22 protein-coding genes, 1 tRNA gene and 1 riboswitch are annotated in these 20175 nt (G+C 64.4%); of the genes, 14 read left to right on the top strand and 9 right to left on the bottom strand.

Translation table 11 applies throughout. The features are described 5' to 3' along the window. Positions 1-236: 236 nt before the first annotated feature. On the top strand, positions 237-1928 hold the full coding sequence (locus RPB_RS14935; protein WP_011441847.1) for a methyl-accepting chemotaxis protein: 1692 nt from the start codon (positions 237-239) through the stop codon (positions 1926-1928). Positions 1929-2019: 91 nt separating this feature from the next. Here the strand turns inward: RPB_RS14935 and RPB_RS14930 are convergent, their stop codons facing one another. From RPB_RS14930 to efp, 5 genes are all read right to left on the bottom strand, one after another. After that, positions 2020-2310, bottom strand: coding sequence for a hypothetical protein (locus RPB_RS14930; protein WP_011441846.1), 291 nt, complete (start codon positions 2308-2310; stop codon positions 2020-2022). Positions 2311-2404: 94 nt separating this feature from the next. After that, positions 2405-3520, bottom strand: coding sequence for an FUSC family protein (locus RPB_RS14925; protein ID WP_011441845.1), 1116 nt, complete (start codon positions 3518-3520; stop codon positions 2405-2407). A gap of 12 nt (positions 3521-3532) precedes the next feature. Beyond that, entirely contained in the window at positions 3533-4759 is a 1227-nt protein-coding gene (locus RPB_RS14920) for a lytic murein transglycosylase (RefSeq protein WP_011441844.1), read from the bottom strand. A 90-nt stretch (positions 4760-4849) separates the two neighbouring features. Beyond that, positions 4850-6472, bottom strand: a complete 1623-nt coding sequence (locus tag RPB_RS14915) for a peptidoglycan DD-metalloendopeptidase family protein (RefSeq protein WP_011441843.1) — start codon at positions 6470-6472, stop codon at positions 4850-4852. 161 nt (positions 6473-6633) lie between these two features. Next, the gene (gene efp / locus RPB_RS14910) at positions 6634-7200 is read right to left on the bottom strand and encodes an elongation factor P (protein WP_011441842.1); all 567 of its coding nucleotides are present in this window, start codon (positions 7198-7200) and stop codon (positions 6634-6636) included. Between the two features lie 140 nt (positions 7201-7340). Here efp and epmA point away from each other — a divergent pair, with 140 nt between their 5' ends. The 3 genes from epmA to RPB_RS14895 all read left to right on the top strand — a co-directional run bounded on the left by epmA (position 7341) and on the right by RPB_RS14895 (position 9907). Further along, entirely contained in the window at positions 7341-8396 is a 1056-nt protein-coding gene (gene epmA, locus RPB_RS14905) for an EF-P lysine aminoacylase EpmA (protein ID WP_011441841.1), read from the top strand. After that, positions 8393-9484, top strand: a complete 1092-nt coding sequence (locus RPB_RS14900) for a lysine-2,3-aminomutase-like protein (protein ID WP_011441840.1) — start codon at positions 8393-8395, stop codon at positions 9482-9484. Before epmA ends, RPB_RS14900 begins: the two co-directional genes overlap by 4 nt. A gap of 96 nt (positions 9485-9580) precedes the next feature. Next, the gene (locus tag RPB_RS14895) at positions 9581-9907 is read left to right on the top strand and encodes a hypothetical protein (protein WP_011441839.1); all 327 of its coding nucleotides are present in this window, start codon (positions 9581-9583) and stop codon (positions 9905-9907) included. Positions 9908-9947: 40 nt separating this feature from the next. On the opposite strand, the gene RPB_RS14890 is transcribed toward RPB_RS14895, so the two are convergent. Beyond that, positions 9948-10526 carry an HdeD family acid-resistance protein gene (locus tag RPB_RS14890; RefSeq protein WP_011441838.1) on the bottom strand — a complete coding sequence of 193 codons (579 nt, stop codon included), beginning with the start codon at positions 10524-10526 and terminating at the stop codon, positions 9948-9950. A gap of 289 nt (positions 10527-10815) precedes the next feature. Between RPB_RS14890 and RPB_RS14885 the strand changes: the two genes are divergently transcribed. Next, on the top strand, positions 10816-11016 hold the full coding sequence (locus RPB_RS14885; protein ID WP_011441837.1) for a hypothetical protein: 201 nt from the start codon (positions 10816-10818) through the stop codon (positions 11014-11016). Positions 11017-11096: 80 nt separating this feature from the next. Here RPB_RS14885 and RPB_RS14880 read toward each other — a convergent pair whose 3' ends face one another. Then, a complete protein-coding gene (locus RPB_RS14880) occupies positions 11097-11471 on the bottom strand; it encodes a hypothetical protein (RefSeq protein ID WP_011441836.1) in 375 nt (124 codons plus the stop codon). Between the two features lie 243 nt (positions 11472-11714). Continuing rightward, positions 11715-11775: riboswitch (Fluoride riboswitch) on the bottom strand. A 363-nt stretch (positions 11776-12138) separates the two neighbouring features. Here RPB_RS14880 and crcB (RPB_RS14875) point away from each other — a divergent pair. The 8 genes from crcB (RPB_RS14875) to RPB_RS14845 all read left to right on the top strand — a co-directional run bounded on the left by crcB (RPB_RS14875) (position 12139) and on the right by RPB_RS14845 (position 18255). Next, on the top strand, positions 12139-12534 hold the full coding sequence (gene crcB, locus RPB_RS14875) for a fluoride efflux transporter CrcB (protein WP_011441835.1): 396 nt from the start codon (positions 12139-12141) through the stop codon (positions 12532-12534). Further along, positions 12535-13383, top strand: coding sequence for a fluoride efflux transporter CrcB (gene crcB / locus RPB_RS25275; RefSeq protein ID WP_433993718.1), 849 nt, complete (start codon positions 12535-12537; stop codon positions 13381-13383). Between the two features lie 67 nt (positions 13384-13450). Then, complete coding sequence (locus RPB_RS14865; protein WP_011441833.1) at positions 13451-13795, top strand: DUF190 domain-containing protein; 345 nt, start codon at positions 13451-13453, stop codon at positions 13793-13795. Between the two features lie 529 nt (positions 13796-14324). Then, positions 14325-15374, top strand: a complete 1050-nt coding sequence (locus RPB_RS14860) for a sensor histidine kinase (RefSeq protein WP_011441832.1) — start codon at positions 14325-14327, stop codon at positions 15372-15374. A gap of 60 nt (positions 15375-15434) precedes the next feature. After that, positions 15435-15809, top strand: a complete 375-nt coding sequence (locus tag RPB_RS14855) for a response regulator (RefSeq protein WP_011441831.1) — start codon at positions 15435-15437, stop codon at positions 15807-15809. Between the two features lie 358 nt (positions 15810-16167). Next, entirely contained in the window at positions 16168-16332 is a 165-nt protein-coding gene (locus RPB_RS24195) for a DUF3309 family protein (protein ID WP_011441830.1), read from the top strand. Positions 16333-16459: 127 nt separating this feature from the next. Further along, a complete protein-coding gene (locus tag RPB_RS14850) occupies positions 16460-16825 on the top strand; it encodes a Spy/CpxP family protein refolding chaperone (RefSeq protein WP_245258230.1) in 366 nt (121 codons plus the stop codon). Between the two features lie 95 nt (positions 16826-16920). Then, positions 16921-18255: a ferredoxin reductase family protein gene (locus tag RPB_RS14845; RefSeq protein WP_011441828.1), complete on the top strand. Its 1335-nt coding sequence runs from the start codon at positions 16921-16923 to the stop codon at positions 18253-18255. Between the two features lie 191 nt (positions 18256-18446). Here RPB_RS14845 and RPB_RS14840 read toward each other — a convergent pair. Next, positions 18447-18521 (bottom strand) — tRNA-Glu (locus RPB_RS14840). A gap of 282 nt (positions 18522-18803) precedes the next feature. On the opposite strand from RPB_RS14840, the gene RPB_RS14835 reads away from it, so the two are divergent. Continuing rightward, the gene (locus tag RPB_RS14835; protein WP_011441827.1) at positions 18804-19061 is read left to right on the top strand and encodes a PilZ domain-containing protein; all 258 of its coding nucleotides are present in this window, start codon (positions 18804-18806) and stop codon (positions 19059-19061) included. 327 nt (positions 19062-19388) lie between these two features. On the opposite strand, the gene RPB_RS14830 is transcribed toward RPB_RS14835, so the two are convergent. After that, a complete protein-coding gene (locus RPB_RS14830; RefSeq protein ID WP_011441826.1) occupies positions 19389-19838 on the bottom strand; it encodes a VOC family protein in 450 nt (149 codons plus the stop codon). Between the last annotated feature and the right edge of the window lie 337 nt (positions 19839-20175).

Raw genomic sequence — 20175 nt, 5'->3', positions numbered from 1 at the left:
GTATGCCTGCGGAGTGTCCAAAGGCGGGAACTATCAACGGCCGATTAACTGCACTCTCCTAAAGTTAGTTGCGGATCGTTCTTAGTAGCTGCGCGGGCCTGGCTCAACTTTGTCGTGCATCGGCTTTCATCGGTTCGTCGTGCGTCTGTGTCCCCAACTCACGCCGGACGTCCCCTCCGGCTGGGCCCGCCTCGTCAAAACCCGCCTTCTTGGCCATCGTGAAAGATCGTCCCCCTATGTGGAAAGCCCTGCTGAATATCAGAACGTCCTACAAGCTCGCCATCATCTTCACACTTCTCGGTCTCGTCGCGATCGCGTCCAACGTGGTCATCGCCCGAAACCTGTCGGTTCTCGAACAGAACAACGAGCGGACGACGCACACCTACAAGGTCATCGACCGCGCCAAGGCGATCGTCGCCGCGATGGTCGATGGTGAAACCGGCGTGCGTGGATTTCTGGTGAGCGGCGACGACAAATTCCTCGAGCCGTATCGAAACTCGGACAAGGCCTTGAAGACGGCGTGGAGCGAGATCAAGACTCTGACTTCGGACAATCCTGCGCAGCAGAAGCGGCTCGACCAGATCGATGCAGCGGCCTCCGAATGGCGGCAGAAGGTCGCCGAGCGTGAAATTGCTCTGATGAAGAATCCGCAGACGGTCAATGAAGCGCGCGGCCTCGAAGCTTCGGGCGCCGGCAAGGCGACGATGGATGCGATCCGCTCGCTGGTCGACGAGATCGTCAAGGCCGAGGCCTCGCTGCTGACGGTGCGTGCCGAAGCTGCGGCGGCTGCGGCGTCGTCGTCGTTCACGGCGATCATTGCGAGCGGCGTGGCCATGGTCGTGCTGATTGTTCTCGGCCTGCTGTTTCTCGGCCGCGTCGTCACCCGCGGCATCGTCGACATGACCTCCGCGATGGGAAAACTGGCGCAGAACGATCTGACGGTCGATATTCCGCACGCCGACCGGCGCGACGAGATCGGCAAGATGGCGATGGCGGTTCAGGTGTTCAAGGACAACGCCATCCGCGTCCGCCAGCTCGAGGCCGAGCAGCAGGAAAGCGACCGGATCCGCGCCGAGCAGCGCAAGGCGGAAATGAACAAGCTCGCTTCGGGCTTCGAAGCGGCCGTCGGCGAGATCGTCGGCACGGTGTCATCGGCCTCCACCGAGCTCGAGGCATCCGCACAAACGCTGACGTCGTCGGCGGAGCGCGCCCAGCATCTCAGCTCCACCGTCGCTGCAGCTTCCGAAGAAGCCTCCGCCAACGTCCAGTCGGTGGCTTCGGCGACCGAAGAGCTCAGCTCGTCGATCAGCGAGATCAGCCGGCAGGTTCAGGAGTCGGCGCGAATCGCGGTCGATGCGGTCAATCAGACGCGCAGCACCAACGAGCGGGTGAGCGAATTGTCCAAGGCCGCGGCGCGGATCGGCGACATCATCGAACTGATCAATACGATCGCCGGCCAGACCAATCTGCTGGCGCTCAACGCCACCATCGAGGCGGCCCGTGCCGGCGAGGCGGGGCGTGGCTTCGCTGTCGTCGCGTCCGAGGTCAAGGCGCTGGCGGAACAGACGGCCAAGGCCACCGGGGAGATCAGCCAGCAGATCTCCGGCATCCAGTCGGCGACCGGCGAGTCGGTCGACGCGATCAAGCAGGTCAGCATCACCATCGAGCGGCTGTCCGAGATCGCCTCCACGATCGCCGCGGCGGTCGAGGAGCAGGGCGCCGCGACGCAGGAGATTTCGCGCAACGTGCAGCAGGCCGCGCACGGCACGCAGCAGGTTTCGTCCAACGTCATCGACGTCCAGCGCGGCGCCACGGAGACCGGTTCGGCCTCATCTCAGGTGTTGTCGTCGGCACAATTGCTGGCGAAGGACAGCGCCCGGCTGAAGCTGGAAGTGTCGAAATTCGTCGACACGGTGAGGGCCGCCTGAGCGCTCGGCCGACACCGGCAAGTCATTCAACGAACACGTCGCCGGACGCGAGTCCGGCGACGTCTTCTTGACGAGCCGGGCCGGCGCGAACCTACGTACAGATCTCGCCCTGCATCACCATCTCGCGGAACAGCTCGACGGCTTTCGGGTTGAGCGCGCCTTCGTCGGGCAGCACCAGCGGCAAATCAGGCGGGGCGAGGATGGCGAACTGGCGGCCCCATTCGTAGACCCAGGCGAGACCGTCCTGAAACATCAGCTCGTCGTCGAATTTCGGCAAGCGCCCGGAGCGGGCTTCGGCGAAGCCGCGGCGGAAGGCGGTGTTCCAGACGATCTCGTCGAGCGGGGCCTGAAAGGTCTCGGCCTGCGGGCGCACATCGGTCACGGCACGATCCTGCGACACATCCAGCAATGAGGGCGAAGGCGGGTATTATCCCACGGCGGCCGGCGATCCGCACCCGGACTTTTGGCGGATTTTGTCACGGCTGCCGCGGCGCGCGGTCCGGCACCAGCCGCAGCGGCGTCAACCGGCGGATCATGGGCCGCACCAGCCGGCGGAAGCCGGCATTGTGCAGCAGGATGCCGCCGAAAAACCCGACCAGACAGCCCAGCACGGTGTCGATCAGCCGCGCCTCGATGATCTCGACCGGGATGCCGTGGCCGAGCGTGGCGGCATCGGCGAGGAAGATCGTCAGCGGCGTGATGAAGATGACTGCGAAGCCGTAATGCCGGATCACCGCGATCTCGATCACGAAGCTGAGGCCGAGCACCAGAAATGCGATGCTCCATTTTTCCAGCGGCAGCGACAGCAATCCCGCGGCGATCACCAGGCCGAGCACGGTGCCGAGAATGCGGTGCAGCTGCCGGTTCCAGATCGCGCGCACCGACAGGCCCTGGATCACCGCCAGGCAGCTCACCGGCACCCAATAGGGTCGCTCCAGTTGCAGCGCCTGCGCCAGCGCCAGCGAGACGCCGACGGCGCAGCCGATCAGCACCGAGTCGAGCACGACGACATCGAAATCGGCTTGCGCCAACGGCTCGATCGGCAACGGATCGCGGATCCGCGACACGTAGAGCGTGTAGACGAGGGCGATCAGGGTGGCGAGCAGGCTGCCCATCGCGAACAGCCCGACCTTCAGCGGCACCTGCATCAGATCGCTCGGCGTGTAGGCGGCGATCGAGGCCGCCATCACGAAGAACAGGCTACCGGGCGGTCCGACCCGATAGAACCGGCACACCATCGTCACCATGATGGCGACGAAGGTGAGCGCCGGCACGAGCAGGAACGGCAGCAGATGCACCACCAGGCCGACCGTGTAGCAGGCGAGGAAGCCGAACGACGCCGCCATCATCGCCGCCATGCGGTGATGCAGCGGCGTGCGCGGCAGATACAGAAACGCCATGCCGCCGAGCGACGAGATCAGGCCGTAATCGAGATGATCGAAATACGCGCCGATCAGCATCGGCAGCCCGGCGGCGAGCGCCACCGACGCCGGCATCTGCCAGGGCCGGTCGCTCGGATTGATGGTGACCAGCGCGCGCCACTCCTCGTGCGCGAGCGCCTTCACCCGGTGCCAGGTCCAATGATGTCGCATTGCGGAAATGACTTACGGGCCCTGCCGCAGCCGCGCAAGCAGCTTGAGGCCGCCATAGCCGTCGGCCGGCTGCATGCCGGCGCGCGCCTGATAATCGCGCACCGCTTTCATCGTATCGTTGCCGACGCGGCCGTCGGTGCCGCCGGTGTCGAAGCCGGCGCGGGTCAGCCGGGTCTGCATCTCCTGCACTTCGGCCAGCGTCATCGCCCGCTCCGAGCCCGGGAACGGATTCGCGAACGGGCCGGCGCCGAGGATGCGGTCGCCGAGATGGCAGATCGCGAGTGCGTAGTTCATCGACGGGTTGTAGCTGCGCACCGCGTAGAAATTCGGTCCCAGCAGAAACTGCGGACCGCCCGCGACCGGCACCCACATCTGCGCCATCGCCTGCGGATCGGGAAACGGCTCGCCGTCGACGCGGCTGACGCCGGAGCGCGACCACGCGAGATACGAACGGCTGCCGCTGATCGCGCCGCCGGGCCCGCGGACCTCGTAGCCCCAATGCTCGCCGCGGCGATATTTGCCGCGATTGACCAGATATTTTGCGCTGGAGCCGAGGGCGTCGTCGGGGCGGCCGAACGGCGAGACGCGACCGTCGCGGTCGTAGTCGATGCCGACATTGAGCCAGACTTCCGGCATCCATTGGGTATGCCCCATCGCGCCGGCCCAGGAGCCGCGCATCTCCTCGGGCGTCGACCAGCCGCGATCGACGATTCTGAGCGCGTTGATCAGTTCGGTTTCCCAATAGGCTTTGCGGCGCGGCTCGTTCCAGGCCAGCGCCGCGAGCGAGGGAAACACCGGCCGCATGTGGTTCTGCTGCACCAAGGGATCGCCATAGGCGCTCTCGACGCCCCACAGCGCCAGCAGCGTGCCGCGCTCGACGCCGAAGTCGCGCTCGATCCGGGCGAACAGCGGCTCGGTCTTCTGCAGCGCCAAGCGGCCGTTGGTGATGCGCCAGTCGGAGACGCGGCGGTTGATGTATTGCCAGAGCTGCTCGTGGAATTCGGGCTGCTTCTGGAAATTCTTGAACACGCTCATGTCCGGCTCGAGCCGGGCCATCGCGCGGTCCCAGGTCTGCGGCGTGATGCCCTTGGCGAGCGCGCGGCTGCGGAACCCGTCGCGCCACGCGTCGAAGCCGGCCGGGGCGGCGCGCGCGATGGCCGGCCACATCACAGCCGCGCCGAGCGCGGTTTGCAGCAGGCGGCGGCGGGTCGGCGTGAAGCGGGAATCGAAGCTGGCCATACGGCGCAGTGTAGCGGCTGAAGCCGGCGCGGGGCAGAGGCCCGCGAGCAATTGATCTCGGGCAGGGCAGAACGGCAGCCGCGGCGACGATCAGGGCGTGTCGACCGGATCATGGCCCGCGCGCGCCGCCGCGGCGCGGGTCACGTCCTCGGAGGCGGCGCTGACCTCGCTCTCCACCGGCTGTCCATCGGGCGCGACCTCCCGGCCGCGGCCGCCGAGCAGGCGTTCATAGGCGGCGACCAGCGTGGTGTAGGGATTGACCCAGAGCCAGCCGTCCGGGGTGAACACCTGGACGTCGAAATGCAGATGGCGTGAGGTGCCGTTGGGGCGATCGAGATAATTGCCGACCACGCCGAAGCGCTCGCCTTCATCGACGCGGCGGCCGTTGAGCACGCCATCGGCGTCGAGTTCCGTCGGCGACATGTGCATATAGCGGAAGCGGATGTGCTCGCGGCCGGTGTTGACCTGCAGCGTCACCGCCTGCTGCTTCGGCGAACGGATCAGCACACCGTCGCGGACCGCGACCACGCCCTGCTGCTTGACGTCGCAATCGGCCTGGCCCGGCAGGCAGGCGCCGGGGCGGATGTCCTGGCCCTGATGGCCGAAGCCGGTGGCGCACTGGCCGACGCCGAAGCTGCGGCTCTCGCAAAAATTGTCCCGCCACGGATAGGCATAGGGGCTGTGCGCGCCGACCGCGGGACGGTGCGGCACATAGGACTGCGACCGCGCATAGGCCGGCGGCTGCTCGATCGGAAACCGCATCTGAGCGTAAACGGTGGCATCGGGCCGGCCCTGCTGCTTGCGGAAGCCCGAATTGGCAATGATGTCGCCACTTGCCCGATAGGTGAAATCCGGCGACGGCGCCGCCGGCCGCTCGGCGGTCGCGGGCGCGATGTCGCGGCGCGGGCGATACGGCCGGCCGCCGGCGAGCCGCAGCGCTTTCAGGAAACGCTCGGCCACCGGATAGCTTTCGCGGCAGGCGAGGCGCTTGGCTTTCGGCACCGAGTCGAGGCACTGGATCGACACCACATAGGCAATGCCGAACCGCGTGAAGGCGTAACGCACGTAGCCTTCGCGGATGAAGCGGCGCAGGTCTGGATATTGCGCGGCCAGCGCCTTGACCGGCTCGCCTCTGCCGCCGAACGGGTCGGCGATGTCGTAGACTAGGTTCGACCCGGTGATCTGCACCTCGATGGGGCTGACGAATACCCGCGGCGGCATGTCGTCGCCGCCGGGCGCGAGCGCGAACACCGCGTCGTAGCCGGAGGGGCCGGCGTCGAACATCTCGGCCGGGCGGAAGCCGACCTGGACCCGCGCCAGCAATTCGGGATCCGGTTCGGCCTTCGGATCGGCGTCGAGCAGGGCGGCGATATCGAACGGCAGCAGCACCGGCACCGCGCTGCGGCCGATGCCGGGGAAGAACCGGGCGCTGATGCCATTGAGCCGGACCAGCGCCGGGATCCGGCGCGGATCATAGGCAGGAAGCCCGCGACGGCCGCTGAAGACGAACTCGGTGGCGACGGCGGGCGTGCCGGCCAGTTCGGAGCGCAACTGGTTCAGCGCCGCGCCCCAGTCGGCCCGCAGCGTGGTCACATTGGGGGTGCGGAAGTCGTCTGCGGCGGCCGGCGTAGCGGCGACGAGAGCGGCGATCAGCAGCAGCGGCAGCCCGCGCACCCGCCGCAGCAATGTCCGGCCGATCGATCCCGATCTCAAAACGCGACGCGCCTCCTGCAGTTCGGAGGCAATCTACCGGGGTTTTCGTCCGCCGGCCAAGCCCGGGGCGTTCGCAGGTGCCGCATGTGGGCTCCGTACCCACGAAAAAGCCCGCCGGGATGCGGCGGGCTGGTCGTGTTCGACAGGGAGATCGAGGCGCCTCAGTCCTTGGCGCGCTCGACATAGGAGCCGTCTTCGGTCAGCACCACGATCCGGGTGCCGACTCCGACATGCGGCGGGACCGCGGTGCGGACGCCGTTCGACAGCACCGCCGGCTTGTAGGACGACGACGCGGTCTGGCCCTTGGTGACCGGCTCGGTCTCGACCACTTCGAGGGTGGCGCGCTGCGGCAGCGTGATCGCGACCGCGACGGTGTCGTGCATCGACAGCTTCACCACCATGCCTTCCTGCAGATAGGGCGCGCTGTTGCCGACCACGTCCTTGGTGACCTGAACCTGGTCGAAGGATTCCGGCTCCATGAAGTGGAAGCCTTCGCCGTCTTCATACAGGAAGCTGTAATTGCGCTCTTCGATCGTGGCCTTTTCGACCTGGTCGGTGGTCTTGTAGCGCTCCGAGATCTTCACGCCGTCGCTGATTCGGCGCATTTCGATCTGGCTGACCGGAGTTCCCTTGCCGGGATGGATGTTTTCGGCTGACAGGACGACGTAAAGCTTCCCATCTTGCTCGAGGACGTTGCCCTTGCGAATAGAACTGGCGATGACTCTCAAAGGAATATTTCCTGTGGTTCAGATCCGGGCCCGATCCGGGCATTGGCATCCGGCGGCCTGCGAAACGGTTTCGGGCCGCAACATACCCATTTGCCCCGACTATGCCAGCGTTTTGCGCTTTCCGGCGGGGGCGACTTGAGATGCACAAAGAGGCCGGCGCGTCGCCCTGGTGGAATCGGGACAGGTATCTGGACCGACAGCCTTTTTTGCGCGCGCGGGGCGCCGTGACCCGGGCGGCCCGGGACTGGTTCGCGACCGCGGATTTCGCCGAGGTGGAGACCGCGATCCTGCAACTGTCGCCCGGCAACGAGACTCATCTGCACGCGCCGCGTACCGAACTCAAGGGCCCCGACGGCGCGCGGCGGACGCGATACCTGCGCACCTCGCCGGAATTCGCCTGCAAGAAGCTATTGGCCGCCGGCGAGCAGCGGATCTTCGAATTCGCCCGGGTGTTCCGCGACCGCGAGCGCGGGCGGTTGCATTTGCCGGAATTCACCATGCTGGAATGGTACCGGGCCTGCGAGCGCTATGAGGCGGTGATCGCCGATTGCGTCGCGCTGATCGCGCTGGCGGCGCGCACCACGGGAATCGGCGGCTTCACGTTGCGGGACCGGAGCTGCGATCCGCAGGCGGAGGCCGAGTTGCTGACGGTGGCCGCCGCGTTCGAGCGCTTCGCCGCGATCGATCTGCTGGCGACCATCATCGACGGCGAGGGCGATCGCGACGCGCTGGCGCGCGCGGCCGCCGCGAAAGTGCGCGTCGCCACCGACGACAATTGGTCGGATATTTTCAGCAAGGTGCTGGTCGAGCATGTCGAGCCGCGGCTCGGCGAGGGGCGGATGACGGTGCTGTGCGATTATCCGGCGCCGGAGGCGGCGCTGGCGCGGACCAAGGCCGGCGACCCGCGGGTCGCCGAGCGCTTCGAGGTCTATGCCTGCGGCGTCGAACTCGCCAACGGCTTCGGCGAACTGACTGATGCCGCCGAGCAGCGCGCGCGCTTCACCGCGGCGATGGACGAGAAGCAGCGCCGCTATGGCGAGCGCTATCCGCTCGACGAGGATTTCCTCGCCGCGGTCGGACAGATGCCCGAGGCGAGCGGCGTGGCGCTCGGCTTCGACCGGCTGGTGATGCTGGCGGCGGGCGCGACCAGCATCGATCAGGTGGTGTGGACGCCGCCGGCGGGCGAGGCGTCATGAGCAGGGTCACACGATTGCAAACGCCCGCCGCCACAACACTGCGGCAACCCTCTGAGCTGATCGCGCAAGGTCTCGCGCCGGCGGAGTCGCGCGACGATCTCGAACAGGTCGCGGCACGCTACGCGATCGCGGTGACGCCCGATGTCGCGGCGCTGATCGATCCGAACGATCCCCACGATCCGATCGCGCGGCAATACATCCCGCGTGCCGACGAACTCGTCACGCTGCCGATCGAGCGCGACGATCCGATCGGCGACGGCGCCCATGCGCCGGTCGAGGGCATCGTGCATCGCCACCGCGACCGCGTGCTGCTGAAGCTGGTGCATGTCTGCGCGGTGTATTGCCGGTTCTGTTTCCGCCGCGAGACGATCGGCCCCGGCAAGGACAACGCGCTGTCGCGCGAGGCGACCGCGGCGGCGCTCGACTACATCCGGGCCCACCCGGAAATCTGGGAGGTGATCTTCACCGGCGGCGATCCGTTGATGCTGTCGCCGCGCCGGATGGCCGAGATCATGGCCGAACTGGCGACCATCGCGCACGTCAAGATCATCCGCTTCCACACCCGCGTGCCGGTTGCCGATCCTGCGCGGATCACGCCGGAGCTGGTGCGGGCGTTGCAGACACCCGGGAAAACCACCTGGGTCGCGCTTCACGCCAACCACCCGCGCGAGCTCACCGCGGCTGCGCGCGCCGCGTGTGCGATGCTGATAGATGCCGGGATTCCGATGGTCAGCCAGTCGGTGCTGTTGCGCGGTGTGAACGATGATTCGGAGACGCTGGAAGCCTTGATGCGCGGCTTCGTCGAATGCCGGATCAAGCCGTATTATCTGCATCACGGCGACCTCGCGCCGGGCACCGCGCATCTGCGCACCACGATCGCGGAAGGGCAGGCGCTGATGCGGGCGCTGCGCGGCCGCGTCTCCGGCCTGTGCCAGCCGGAATACGTGCTCGACATTCCCGGCGGCTACGGCAAGGCGCCGATCGGTCCGAACTATTTGACGGGCGAGGATGGAACAGTCGCGGATTCGCGCTATCGTGTCCGCGACTATTGCGGTGACGTCCATCTCTATCCGCCCGGCTCGTGCTGAGCGACCTCGCGACGCAACGGGAGACGGCAACCGCAACGTCGATCATGCGTTGTCGCGCTGGATGCGGCCCGACAGCGCCACGGCAAGGAGAACGAGATGAGAAAGCTGATCATTGCGGCCACGGCCCTGACGCTCGCGAGTGGCGGTCTGGCGTTGGCGCAGTCGGGTGGTAGCGGCTCCGGCGGCATGAGCGGCGGAGCCGGATCCGGCGCCCGCAGTGGCGGCGCGGGCGGTGTGGGTGGTCCGGCCAACCCGTCGGTGCCGCCGGCCCTGACCAAGGATCAGGGCGTCACCGGGCAGGCCCCCGTCGGCCATCGGCAGCCGCGGCGCACGGACGTTCCGCCCGAGCGTTCGATCGACCAGGTCGATCCGGCCGATGCGGCGCTCGACCGCAAGATCAAGAGCATCTGCCGCGGCTGCTGAGCCGCGGCCAGACGCGTTTCAGCGGCGTCGCCTTACGGCATCATGACGCCTTGTTGCGGGCGGCGAGCGCCATCGCGATCAGCGAGGTGCCGCCGAACACCAGATTGATGCCGACCAGAAGGCCGACCGCCCAGGCCGCGGTGCCGGGCCATCCCGAGATGATGATGAACGCCACCAGGATGTCGAGCACGCCGGCGGCGAGCATCCAGCCCCAGCGTTCCGACAGCCGGCCGCGGTGCTGGAGCGCGTACATGATCGTCGCCACGCCTTCGGCCAGGAAGTAGATGCCGATCACCAAGGTGAGCGTCACCGTGATCTCCACCGGCATCGAGATCACGACGATGCCGGCGATCACCGCCAGGATTGCGGAGGCCAGCGACCACCAGAACCCCGGCGCCTGCCGCGCCCAGAAGCTGAAGGCGAGGCCGGCGATGCCGCTGACCAGGAAAAGCCAGCCGAGCAGGATCGTGATCGCGAGGCTGGCGAGCAGCGGCAGCAGGATCGCGGCGAAGCCGAAGACCAGAAGCAGGATGCCTTCGACCAGATAGGCCTTCCAGTGCTTGCCGATCGCCGCCTCGACCGTGGCCTGAAGCCGCTCGGGTCCGTCTGAGAGTGTCATGGGAATCTCCTGTGCCGTGAACACGCGGAACATACCCCTGCGCAACGGGTGGTGGCGCAAATTGTTCGCCGGTATTCCCGCTTGGCGCCGATTTGGCGCCGCCGGACGCGCAGGGCAGATGCGCGCCGCGCGAGGTCGTCCGAGACCATCCGAAGGTCGGCGGCGTCGAATTCCGACCGTCGGCCATGCGCGGCTTGCTCTGCGTCAATATCCGCGCGCGTCGCCGCCGTATCGTGATTCGCAGACTCAGGGCTCACAGTCGCCCGCTGCTACCTGATCAGGACCTGTCATGGATCGACGACGACGGCCCGAATGCACCGCATGCGGAGAGCGGACGGCGCTGGCGCGGATTTTTCCGATCGAGAACATCCACGAACTGCGCACCTTCGAATGCCTGACCTGCGGCCACGTCGACCGCTACGCCGTCAAGGCCGGGCCGGAATCATATTGGGTGCTGCTGCGCGAGCCGGGTGCACCGGCGGTCGCGTGAGAGCCTTGACGCGGCGCGGGTCGAAAGCTCCTCCCGAAACCCGCCCGTGGTCCATCGACCTGTTTCTGCGCGATGCCGAGTCACTCGGGTCGACCGTCGTGCGAGGTCGCTCGCTGAAGCTTCGCATTCCTGTTGTGCCGCATCCACGCGAGGATATCGGCGGCTTTGCCGGAAATCACCTTGAGGTGCTGGGTTTTGTGCGGCGCCGCCTTGGCGTCGTAAAAATTCCAAAGTTCGCCGATGATGACGACATGCCATGGCGGCTGCCCTTGCGCCTTCGATCGCAACTGGAGAATCTCGAGGGCGAACGAGTAGCTTGGTCCATTGTATCGGTGTCGTTCGCGAGAGCATTCCACGCCGTGAACCGTCCACGTGGCCTGGTCGGTGGCAGGGCTTGGCGCATCGATGACGAATTCAATGTCTGCAATCGTGCGGGCGTTCCCGATCCTGGCCATCGATCCCCCAAAGCGGCAACAACACGAGCTTCTGCTTCGCACCCGGGCCCAACGCCGGCATCATTTTCGCCGCAACGGCGGCCAAAGCGCAGAGCGCACAAGTACGTCCCGCGAGCATGACCAGCAAGGCACGCAGCGCGGCGACAAACGACATCGCTCGGCGACCTCTGCAGGTCGTCGAAACTGAAGTGTGTCGGGGGTTCTGTCGAAGGAGAGTTGGACACACTCCTACCGACGCGAACGCGCCCGGTAGGAGTCATCAGCCTCGCGGCGGTTGTCGGGGGACTCCATCCCCATCGCCGTTTTCCATACAAAGGACGCAACGGATCGTCAATCCGACAATGGCTTGGCGGCAGAGCGCGACAATACGTTCTTCTACGGTGTCGAAGCACTCGCCCGTTCGATAGGAGTCCAACCGGCGATGACAACTGATCACGAACGTTTGCGCAGTCTCGAGCTGCACAACAGCTTTGTTGATCGCTACACATTCGTTCGGTAGATCGTCGTGACCGTTTTGTTCGGGGCGGTATATTCAGCCCCCGAATGCACGGGTGTCCCACCGGGCGAACGCAACGGCGCTCTCCCGTTGCCGGCAACACCGTTGATAGTTGCCGCACAGCCGTGAATTCGTCGGCCAACACACGACACGTCGTAGCGAGCAGTGAGTATGGACATCATCTACGGGGCCATCTGGGTCGCACTCGGCAGCATGTTCGGCGGGGTGGCTCGATTTGGGATCTCTGGATTCGTCGCCCGCACTATTGGCGAGACGTTCCCGTGGGGCACCTTGACGGTCAACGCGACGGGAGCTCTTGCCATCGGGATTCTCGGTGGCTTGGCCAACAGTGGGCACGGGCTGTTGTCTCAGCCGGCCCCCTGGCTGTTCGCGGTCACGGGGTTTCTGGGGTGCTACACCACCGTCTCGTCCTTCAGCTTGCAGACCCTGACGCTTGCGCGTGAAGGCGAACGCTGGAGAGCCATCGGCAACGTCGCGATCTCCTTGATCCTATGTCTCGGCCTTGCCGCTATCGGTTTTATGCTCGCAACCGGGGATCTGCCGTGATTGCCATTCCAGCCGCCCGGAAACGGCAGTTTCGTCATGACAGATCGTAGAATTCCCGATTGGGCGATGCGCGCATGGGAGCGCTTCACGCTCTATGGCCTCATTGCATTGGGCAGCGTCATCGGCGGGTTGTCGCGGTACCTCGTCGGCGTTGCGCAATTGGCGCTCGTCGGCCCACCCTTTCCGTGGGCGATCCTGTTCGTCAACGTCACCGGATCTTTCATTATCGGCTTTTATGCCACCCTGACCGGGCCCGACGGGCGGATCTTTGCGGGGACACGCCAACGCCAATTCGTGATGACCGGAATCTGTGGGGGCTATACGACCTTCTCGGGATTCAGCCTCGACACGCTCCAGTTGATCCATCATGGCCATCGCGCCGCCGCATTGGCCAATGTCGCCGCATCTCCGGTCGCGTGGCTGATTGCCGTCTGGGTCGGATACGCCGTTGCGACAAGGCTGAACCGCTTGCGAACCGTGGCTGCGACAGGAGCGGAGGCTGAGAATCTCCAGATCCCCCGTCACGCGACGCTGCTGCGGATTTTCGTCGACGAATCCGACCAACACGACGGTATGCCGCTCTACGAGGCGATCGTGCTGAAGGCCCGTGAAATGCAGCTGGCCGGTGCCACCGTATTTCGCGGACCTGCCGGCTATGGGCAGTCCAGCCAGATGCATCTGGCAAACGCCCTCGGCGTTCCGGACACTCTCCCCCTGATCATCGAGATCATCGACGGCGAAGATGCTGTTTCGCGTTTTCTGCCCGCACTCGACGAGATGATGCCCGGCGGGATGGTGACGATGGAGAAGGTTGAAGTCCTGCAGTATGGACGGCCGGCCGGCCGCTAGCGGCGCGAGCAGGCAAGACGTGTTCGATGACCAATGCCGGTCCGAGCGAACCAATAGGACGAGTTCGATGCAACTACCTCGTGATGCCGTACTTCTCCGCATCTTCATCGGTGAAGACGACCGCTTCGACGGTCGGCCCCTCCATGAAGCGATCGTTCTGAAGGCGCGGGAGATGCACCTGGGCGGGGCGACCGTCTTGAGAGGGGCCGTCGGGTTCGGGCATTCAAGCCGTCTGCATACCAGCAAAATCCTGAGGCTCTCCGAAGACCTGCCGATCGTCATTGAAATCGTCGACGCGCCGGACAGGATCGATGCATTCCTTCCAGTACTGGACGGCATGATGGGCGGCGGTCTGATTACGAAGGAAAAGGTCCAGGTTCTGCAATACGGACCCGGACCGACTGAACGGTGAGGGCGGGCGGCCGAATGGTCTGAATACGGGGAGAAGAAAACGGCGCTCCCTCGCGGACGGCTAATTCGAATCGACGCTCACCAACTGAAAGCACGGAAAAGCGCCTTCGAACTGTGTCGGTTGAGCCTTCGAACTGTGTCGGTTGAGGTGTGTAGAATTGTGCCGCTGACGGCACCCAAGCATTGACCATCGCTGGTCGTAAGGTGAGCAACGGCGTGCCGACTGCGCACCCATGCTTCCTGCATTTGCTTCCTGCATTTGGGGCTCGTGACCCACCTCGGTCACGCGGAGATGGCGCGACCAGGGCCTCGCAGCCGACCCGGGGGGCCAGGGGCATGAACGCATGTGCGCTTGGCCCGGTTGGAGAGACCGTCCCATTTCGTGATCTTGGGGCGGGCCGCCCTAGCGGGATGCATTGTTGCACCCCACATGTTAGAGTAACTCAGGGCGTCAACCTTAGGCTGTGGAACCCGGCGCTCTTGCCGAGCTATGACTCCCATCGCGAGTCTCCGGCCCTAGAGGGCCAAATATGCTTCAGACCCCGACCGAACATTTCGAGGCAGCGAGCACACTTGCCGTTGTGGTGTCCTCGCACGAACCGCTCCTTTTCCTCTCGGAGGAGCAGAGGGTCATTGCGGCGAGCGCGTCGTTCTGCCGGGCCTTCGCGATCGATCCTGCGACGGTTTCGGGCAAATGCCTCAGCGAACTCGGCAACGGTGAGTGGGCGATGCCCAAGCTTGCTTCGCTGCTGAGGGCGACAGCGTCGGGAAGTGCACAGATCGAAGCCTATGAAATCGACCTCGAGAGGCCGAACCAGACAGCCCGGAACTTGGTCGTCAATGCCCGGACTCTCGATGACGGAGACAGAGATCATGTCCGGCTGCTCCTGGCGGTTACCGATGTGACCGATGAGCGCGCCGCAGCGCGACTCAAAGACGATCTCATCCGTGAAAAGGCGATCCTTCTGCAAGAAGTGCAGCATCGGGTTGCGAACAGCCTCCAGATCATTGCAAGCGTGCTTATGCAGAGCGCCCGTCGGGTCCAGTCCGAAGAAGCGCGCGGTCAGCTCCGCAATGCCCACAACCGGGTCATGTCGATCGCTGCTCTCCAACGCCAGCTCTCGACCGCGAGTGGGGAAACCGTAGAACTCCGGACCTATTTTATCCAACTCTCCCAGAGCCTCGGTGCGTCGATGATCGATGACCCGGACCGCCTCTCGATCCTTGTAAAATCGGACGACACCACGGTGAGCGCGGGAGTATCCGTCAGTCTCGGCCTTATCGTCACCGAACTGGTGATCAATGCCCTCAAGCACGCATTCCCGGATCAGCCCACGGGCCAAATCGTGATCGACTATCATTCGTCCGGCAAGGACTGGACACTTTCGGTTGCGGATAACGGCGTCGGCATGCCTTTGGGTGGCGATGCGCCAAAGGCAGGTTTGGGCACCGGAATCGTCGAGGCGCTCGCGAAGAACCTGTCAGGAACGGTTGCCGCGACGGACGCAAACCCCGGCACGATTGTGACGATCAGCCATCGGGAGAATTCCGATAGCCGAGATGGCCTTCCACAGGCGTGACAGCACCGTGCCTTCAAATCTTCGGACGAACCGAACACCACTTACGAAGCTGAGTGACTTATGAACAACGGCAAGGCAGTTGTCTTGGTAGTCGAAGACAGCACCATCATTCGGATGGGAGCTGTCGATCTTGTGCTGTCAGCCGGGTACGAAGCGCTGGAGGCGAACGACGCGGAGGAGGCGATTCGCATTCTCGAATCCCGAAATGACGTCGATCTGGTTTTTACCGACGTGCAGATGCCGGGTACGATGGACGGCATCAAGCTATCGCACTACATCCGCGATCGATGGCCGCCTGTTCAGCTGATCGTTGCGTCCGGCGAGGCCATTCTTGAAGAGAGCAGTCTGCCGACAGGAAGTAAGTTCTTCTCGAAGCCCTATGACGAGCGCACGATCATCGAGACGATGGCGTTGCTGATGTTGAAGGACGTTTGAGCGATTCACGGAGGAGTGTTTCCGCTTTAGCGAGGGATGTCACGTGGTGTCCCGACGGGACCATCCTTCACGCACCTCGATGCACAAGTGGCAAACCGCGGGCTCTCGTCGTTGGGACTTGTTCGCAACAAGCCGCCTTCGCGATTTAGTTCTGCCGGAATGGAACTATCGAGTTCCAAGTGCGTCGTCGCGAGTGACGATGCCAGCTCGCTGAGCGACCAATCCTCAACGCCATTGATGACTGATTGTCGACGAGAGCACCGTCCGAGCCACATCATGGCAGGCCCTTGAATCCTGATCATTCGTTCTCGTTCTGACGTCCCGACGCTGTTGGAACGACACCAGACAGGAGTCTCACATGTCACTCGGAACGATCATTCTCATCATCCTGATCATCGCGCTGTTGGGAGGCTTCACCGGAATCGGAGGTGGGCCGTTCTACGGCACTGGATATTACGGCGGCGGCGGTCTCGGCCTTGTGGTCGTCATTCTGCTGATTCTGCTGTTGCTCGGAAAGCTATGAACGCAGGAACTCAACTCCGGAAAAGGACGATATCATGCGAAGAACCATCACATCATTGGCGGTCGCTGCTGTGTTGATCGGGTCGGCGACAATCGGGCCCGCGATGGCGCGGGATCGATCCGACCGTGTGGAATTGACTGCGAGCCAGCTCGCGGATCACGCCGCGGCCCGTGCCGCCCAGCTCAAGGCGGACCTTCGGTTGACGCCCGAACAGGACAAGAACTGGTCGGGCGTCCAGGCCGAACTGGTCAATGTCTGGAGGAAGCAGGGCGAACAGCGCCAATCGTGGCGGAATGCGCGCGCCAACCAGGCGAGCAACGTCGACCTGATCGAGCAGATGCGCAAGGACGGCGACTCTCGGATCGAACACGGCAACGATCTGAAGAAGCTCGCCGACGCGGCTCAGCCTCTCTACGCATCGCTCGACGATCGGCAGAAGCGGCGCTTCGGCGAGGCGCTGTTTCAGCGCTCGCGTGATCGCCGCTCGGACTAGAGCGCAGGATTTCCCACGAGCAGTTTCGCAAGAGCGGGCTTGCCCTCCGGGCGGCCCGCAAATCTTGCATTTGGCGATGGCGATCGAGGCGAACCATGCAGACTCCGAGAGTGGCGACCGCATTCGTTGGAGCAGTCGGTATACTGCTGGGATTGTGGCTGCTCAGCCTGGCGCCGGACGACTTCAGGCAAGGGTTCTGGGCCACACGCACGACGCTGGTTTATGGCACCGGCGTGATGGCGCTCGGCCTGATGTCGATCGGCGTGATTCTGGCGGCCCGGCCGGTGTGGTTCGAGACCCCCTTGGGTGGTCTCGACAAATTCTATCGCCTGCACAAATGGCTCGGGATTTCAGTGCTGGGGTTCGCGATTGCGCATTGGCTGCTGCGCAAGGGGCCGTCGTGGATCAGCGAAACTGGGCTGTTCGCGATCCCGCCGAAGCCGCCGCATGCGGAAGGAGTTGAACCCGGCTTCAACCTGTTTGCATACCTCAAGCATCCGGCCGCGGAAATCGGCGAGTGGGCGCTCTATGCCCTCATTGCATTGGTGGCGATCGCGCTGTGGAAACGGTTTCCCTACAAATATTTCTTCATGACGCATCGGCTGATGCCGGCGGTCTATCTGGTGCTGGTGTTTCACGCCTTCATCCTGATCGACCGCAGCTACTGGACCAAACCGCTCGGTCCGGTGCTGGCAGTTCTGTTGCTCGCCGGCACGGTTGCGGCGCTGACCTCGCTGTTTGGGCGGATCGGCAGATCGCGAAAGGCAACCGGAGCGATCGCGACGCTGTCGCTGCACGATGACAACCAGATGCTCGAAGTCGGTGTCCGGCTGCAAACCGCCTGGCGCGGGCACGAGGCCGGCCAATTTGCATTCGTCGACTTCGATGATGTCGAGGCGGCACATCCGTTCACCATCACCTCGGCCTGGCACGACGACGGGTTGCTCGAGTTCTCGATCAAGGGGCTCGGCGACTACACACGAACGCTCGCGGCCAGCTTGCACGTGGGGCAGGGGGTCGTTGTCGAGGGTCCCTATGGCCGGTTCGATTTCCAGGGCGATGGCAGCCGGCAGATCTGGATCGGCGGCGGGGTCGGAATTACGCCCTTCATTGCGCGCCTGAAACAACTCGTTCGGGTCGGCCGGTCTGATCCGATCGACCTGTTCTATGCGACGAATACGCCGGACTCCGGCTTCATCGCTCCAATCCGGCGACTAGCTCAGCAGACCGGGACCGTGTTTCATCTGGTGGATGGTTCGCAGAACGACCGCCTCACCGTGGAGAAGCTCGCCGCCATGGTGCCGGAATGGAAGCAAGCCGACATCTGGTTTTGCGGCCCAAGCGCCTTCGGCGACGCCATGCGCCGAACGATGATCACGCAAGGACTGCCGGCTTCCCGCTTTCATCAGGAGCTGTTCGAAATGCGTTAGTCAATCGGCCAGTGAAGTGGGCCGGCTTAGCCGCCGGCCACAATCGTAAGTGCCCCGGATCCGCCAGACAGCGCGCCCGACCAAAGCGTCAATGTTGCCTGCACTGGCCGTGCCACCACGTGTGAAAAACTATCCTTGCGAAAAACATAGGCCGAATTGCATTTTTCTAAATGATTTCAGAAGGTTGGATTTGGCGCTCCCTAGCGGAATCGAACCGCTCTCTCCACCGTGAAAGGGTGGCGTCCTAACCGATAGACGAAGGGAGCGAAGCCGCGTGGCTGGCGAACCGGATTCGGGATCGCTGGCCGGCGGAAACGCACGGTCGTACGTCGTATTCACGAGCCGTATCAACGGGTTACGTTGACGGTCGGAGCCTCCGCGCAAGCGGCCCAAGGGCCCCGGGCGTCAGCGGCGCGCGAACGTATAGTGGCGTTTGCCGGGTCGGGCAAGTCCGCCGCGTCAAGAAGCGTGAATACCCGGACATTTCGATCAAGTTTGCAACGTTTTTTCAATGTCGCGGGGCTAGACCGGAATGCAACGGAGCGGACATGGCCAAAGAGCGAAGCAAGCGCGAATCGCGCAAATCGGTTCGGCAAAGCGGGTGGATCACGCTGGACGGCGGATTCGCGGCGCGGCCCTGCGAGGTGATCGACCTGTCCACCACCGGCGCCAAGCTCAATCTCGCCGACGCGCTCTCGCTCGGACCCAAGCTCCGGCTGGCGTTTTCACGCGATTCCCGGACCGGCCGGAATTGCGAAGTGGTCTGGCGGCGCGGCACGACGGTCGGAGTCAAATTCGTCGTCTGAACGTGCAGCCGCATCGGCCCCGTCGCTCGACATTCGTCGCTCTGCACGCAAACAGGCCCCGCGATGACGGGGCCTGTTGCGTTTCGATGGTCGATCGCACTCAGCTGCCGAAGAACAGCCAGAGCAGAATGATGATCGGGATCGGAATGCCGATCAGCCAGAGAAGTAGTCCACGTGCCATGTCAGCCTCCATGATTTGCAGGACCAACGTCATGCAATGGTGCTGGTTCCTGGAAGCCGACTGATTTCGAAGCCCGATCATCCGGAACAAAACGCATCGATGTGAATGCGATGCGTGTTAGTTCGCCGCGCTGCGGGCCGCCGCGATTACCAGTGGCCGGTGTTGGGCATCGATGCCCACGGCTCCTGCGGCGGCAACGCATCGCCCTTCTGCAGCAACTCGACGGAATGCAGATCGGGAGAACGCACGAACGCCATCTGACCGTCGCGCGGCGGCCTGTTGATGGTGATGCCCATCTTCATCAGCCGCTCGCACGTGGCGTAGATGTCGTCGACCTCGTAAGCGAGATGGCCGAAGAAGCGATCCTCGCCGTACGATTCCGCGTCCCAATTGTGCGTGAGTTCGATCGTCGGCGCCGGGCGCCCGGGCGATTGCCTGACCAGTTCCACGTCTTCTGGCGCGCACAGAAACAGCAGCGTGAATCGTCCCTTGTCGTTGTCGATGCGTCGGACTTCCTGAAGGCCGAGCGCGCCGCTGAAGAATTGCAGCGCGGTGTCGAGATCGCGGACGCGCAGCATGGTGTGCAGAAAACGCATGTTGGTGGTGTCTCCGTGAGGCGAGCGAGAGCGCGATCTTGCGACGAAACGGCGGCTTTGGAAAGCGCTGGCGGAGCGCGCTCGGCCGCGCGGGCGATGGCGCAAAGCGTCACTCGCGTGATGGCGATATCGGACGCGCGGGATGACAGCGGCATCGCGGAAAGAAATAGGGCCCCGGAGCAGTGCTCCGGGGCCCGTCGTTTCTCGAACGCATGCAGGGGAGTGCGGCGAACCAGACGAAAATCGAAGGACGACCCGGCCGACGAAGCAGCGAAACGGACGGACGCAGGTCCAGCGGAACGAAGTCCGACGAAAAAAGAGCCCCGCCTTGGAGGTC

This window comes from Rhodopseudomonas palustris HaA2, from assembly GCF_000013365.1.
In the GTDB taxonomy this organism is placed as follows: Bacteria; Pseudomonadota; Alphaproteobacteria; order Rhizobiales; family Xanthobacteraceae; genus Rhodopseudomonas; species Rhodopseudomonas palustris_J.
The sequence above is the reverse complement of the archived record's forward strand: the minus strand, read 5'-3'. Positions and strand labels throughout refer to the sequence as shown.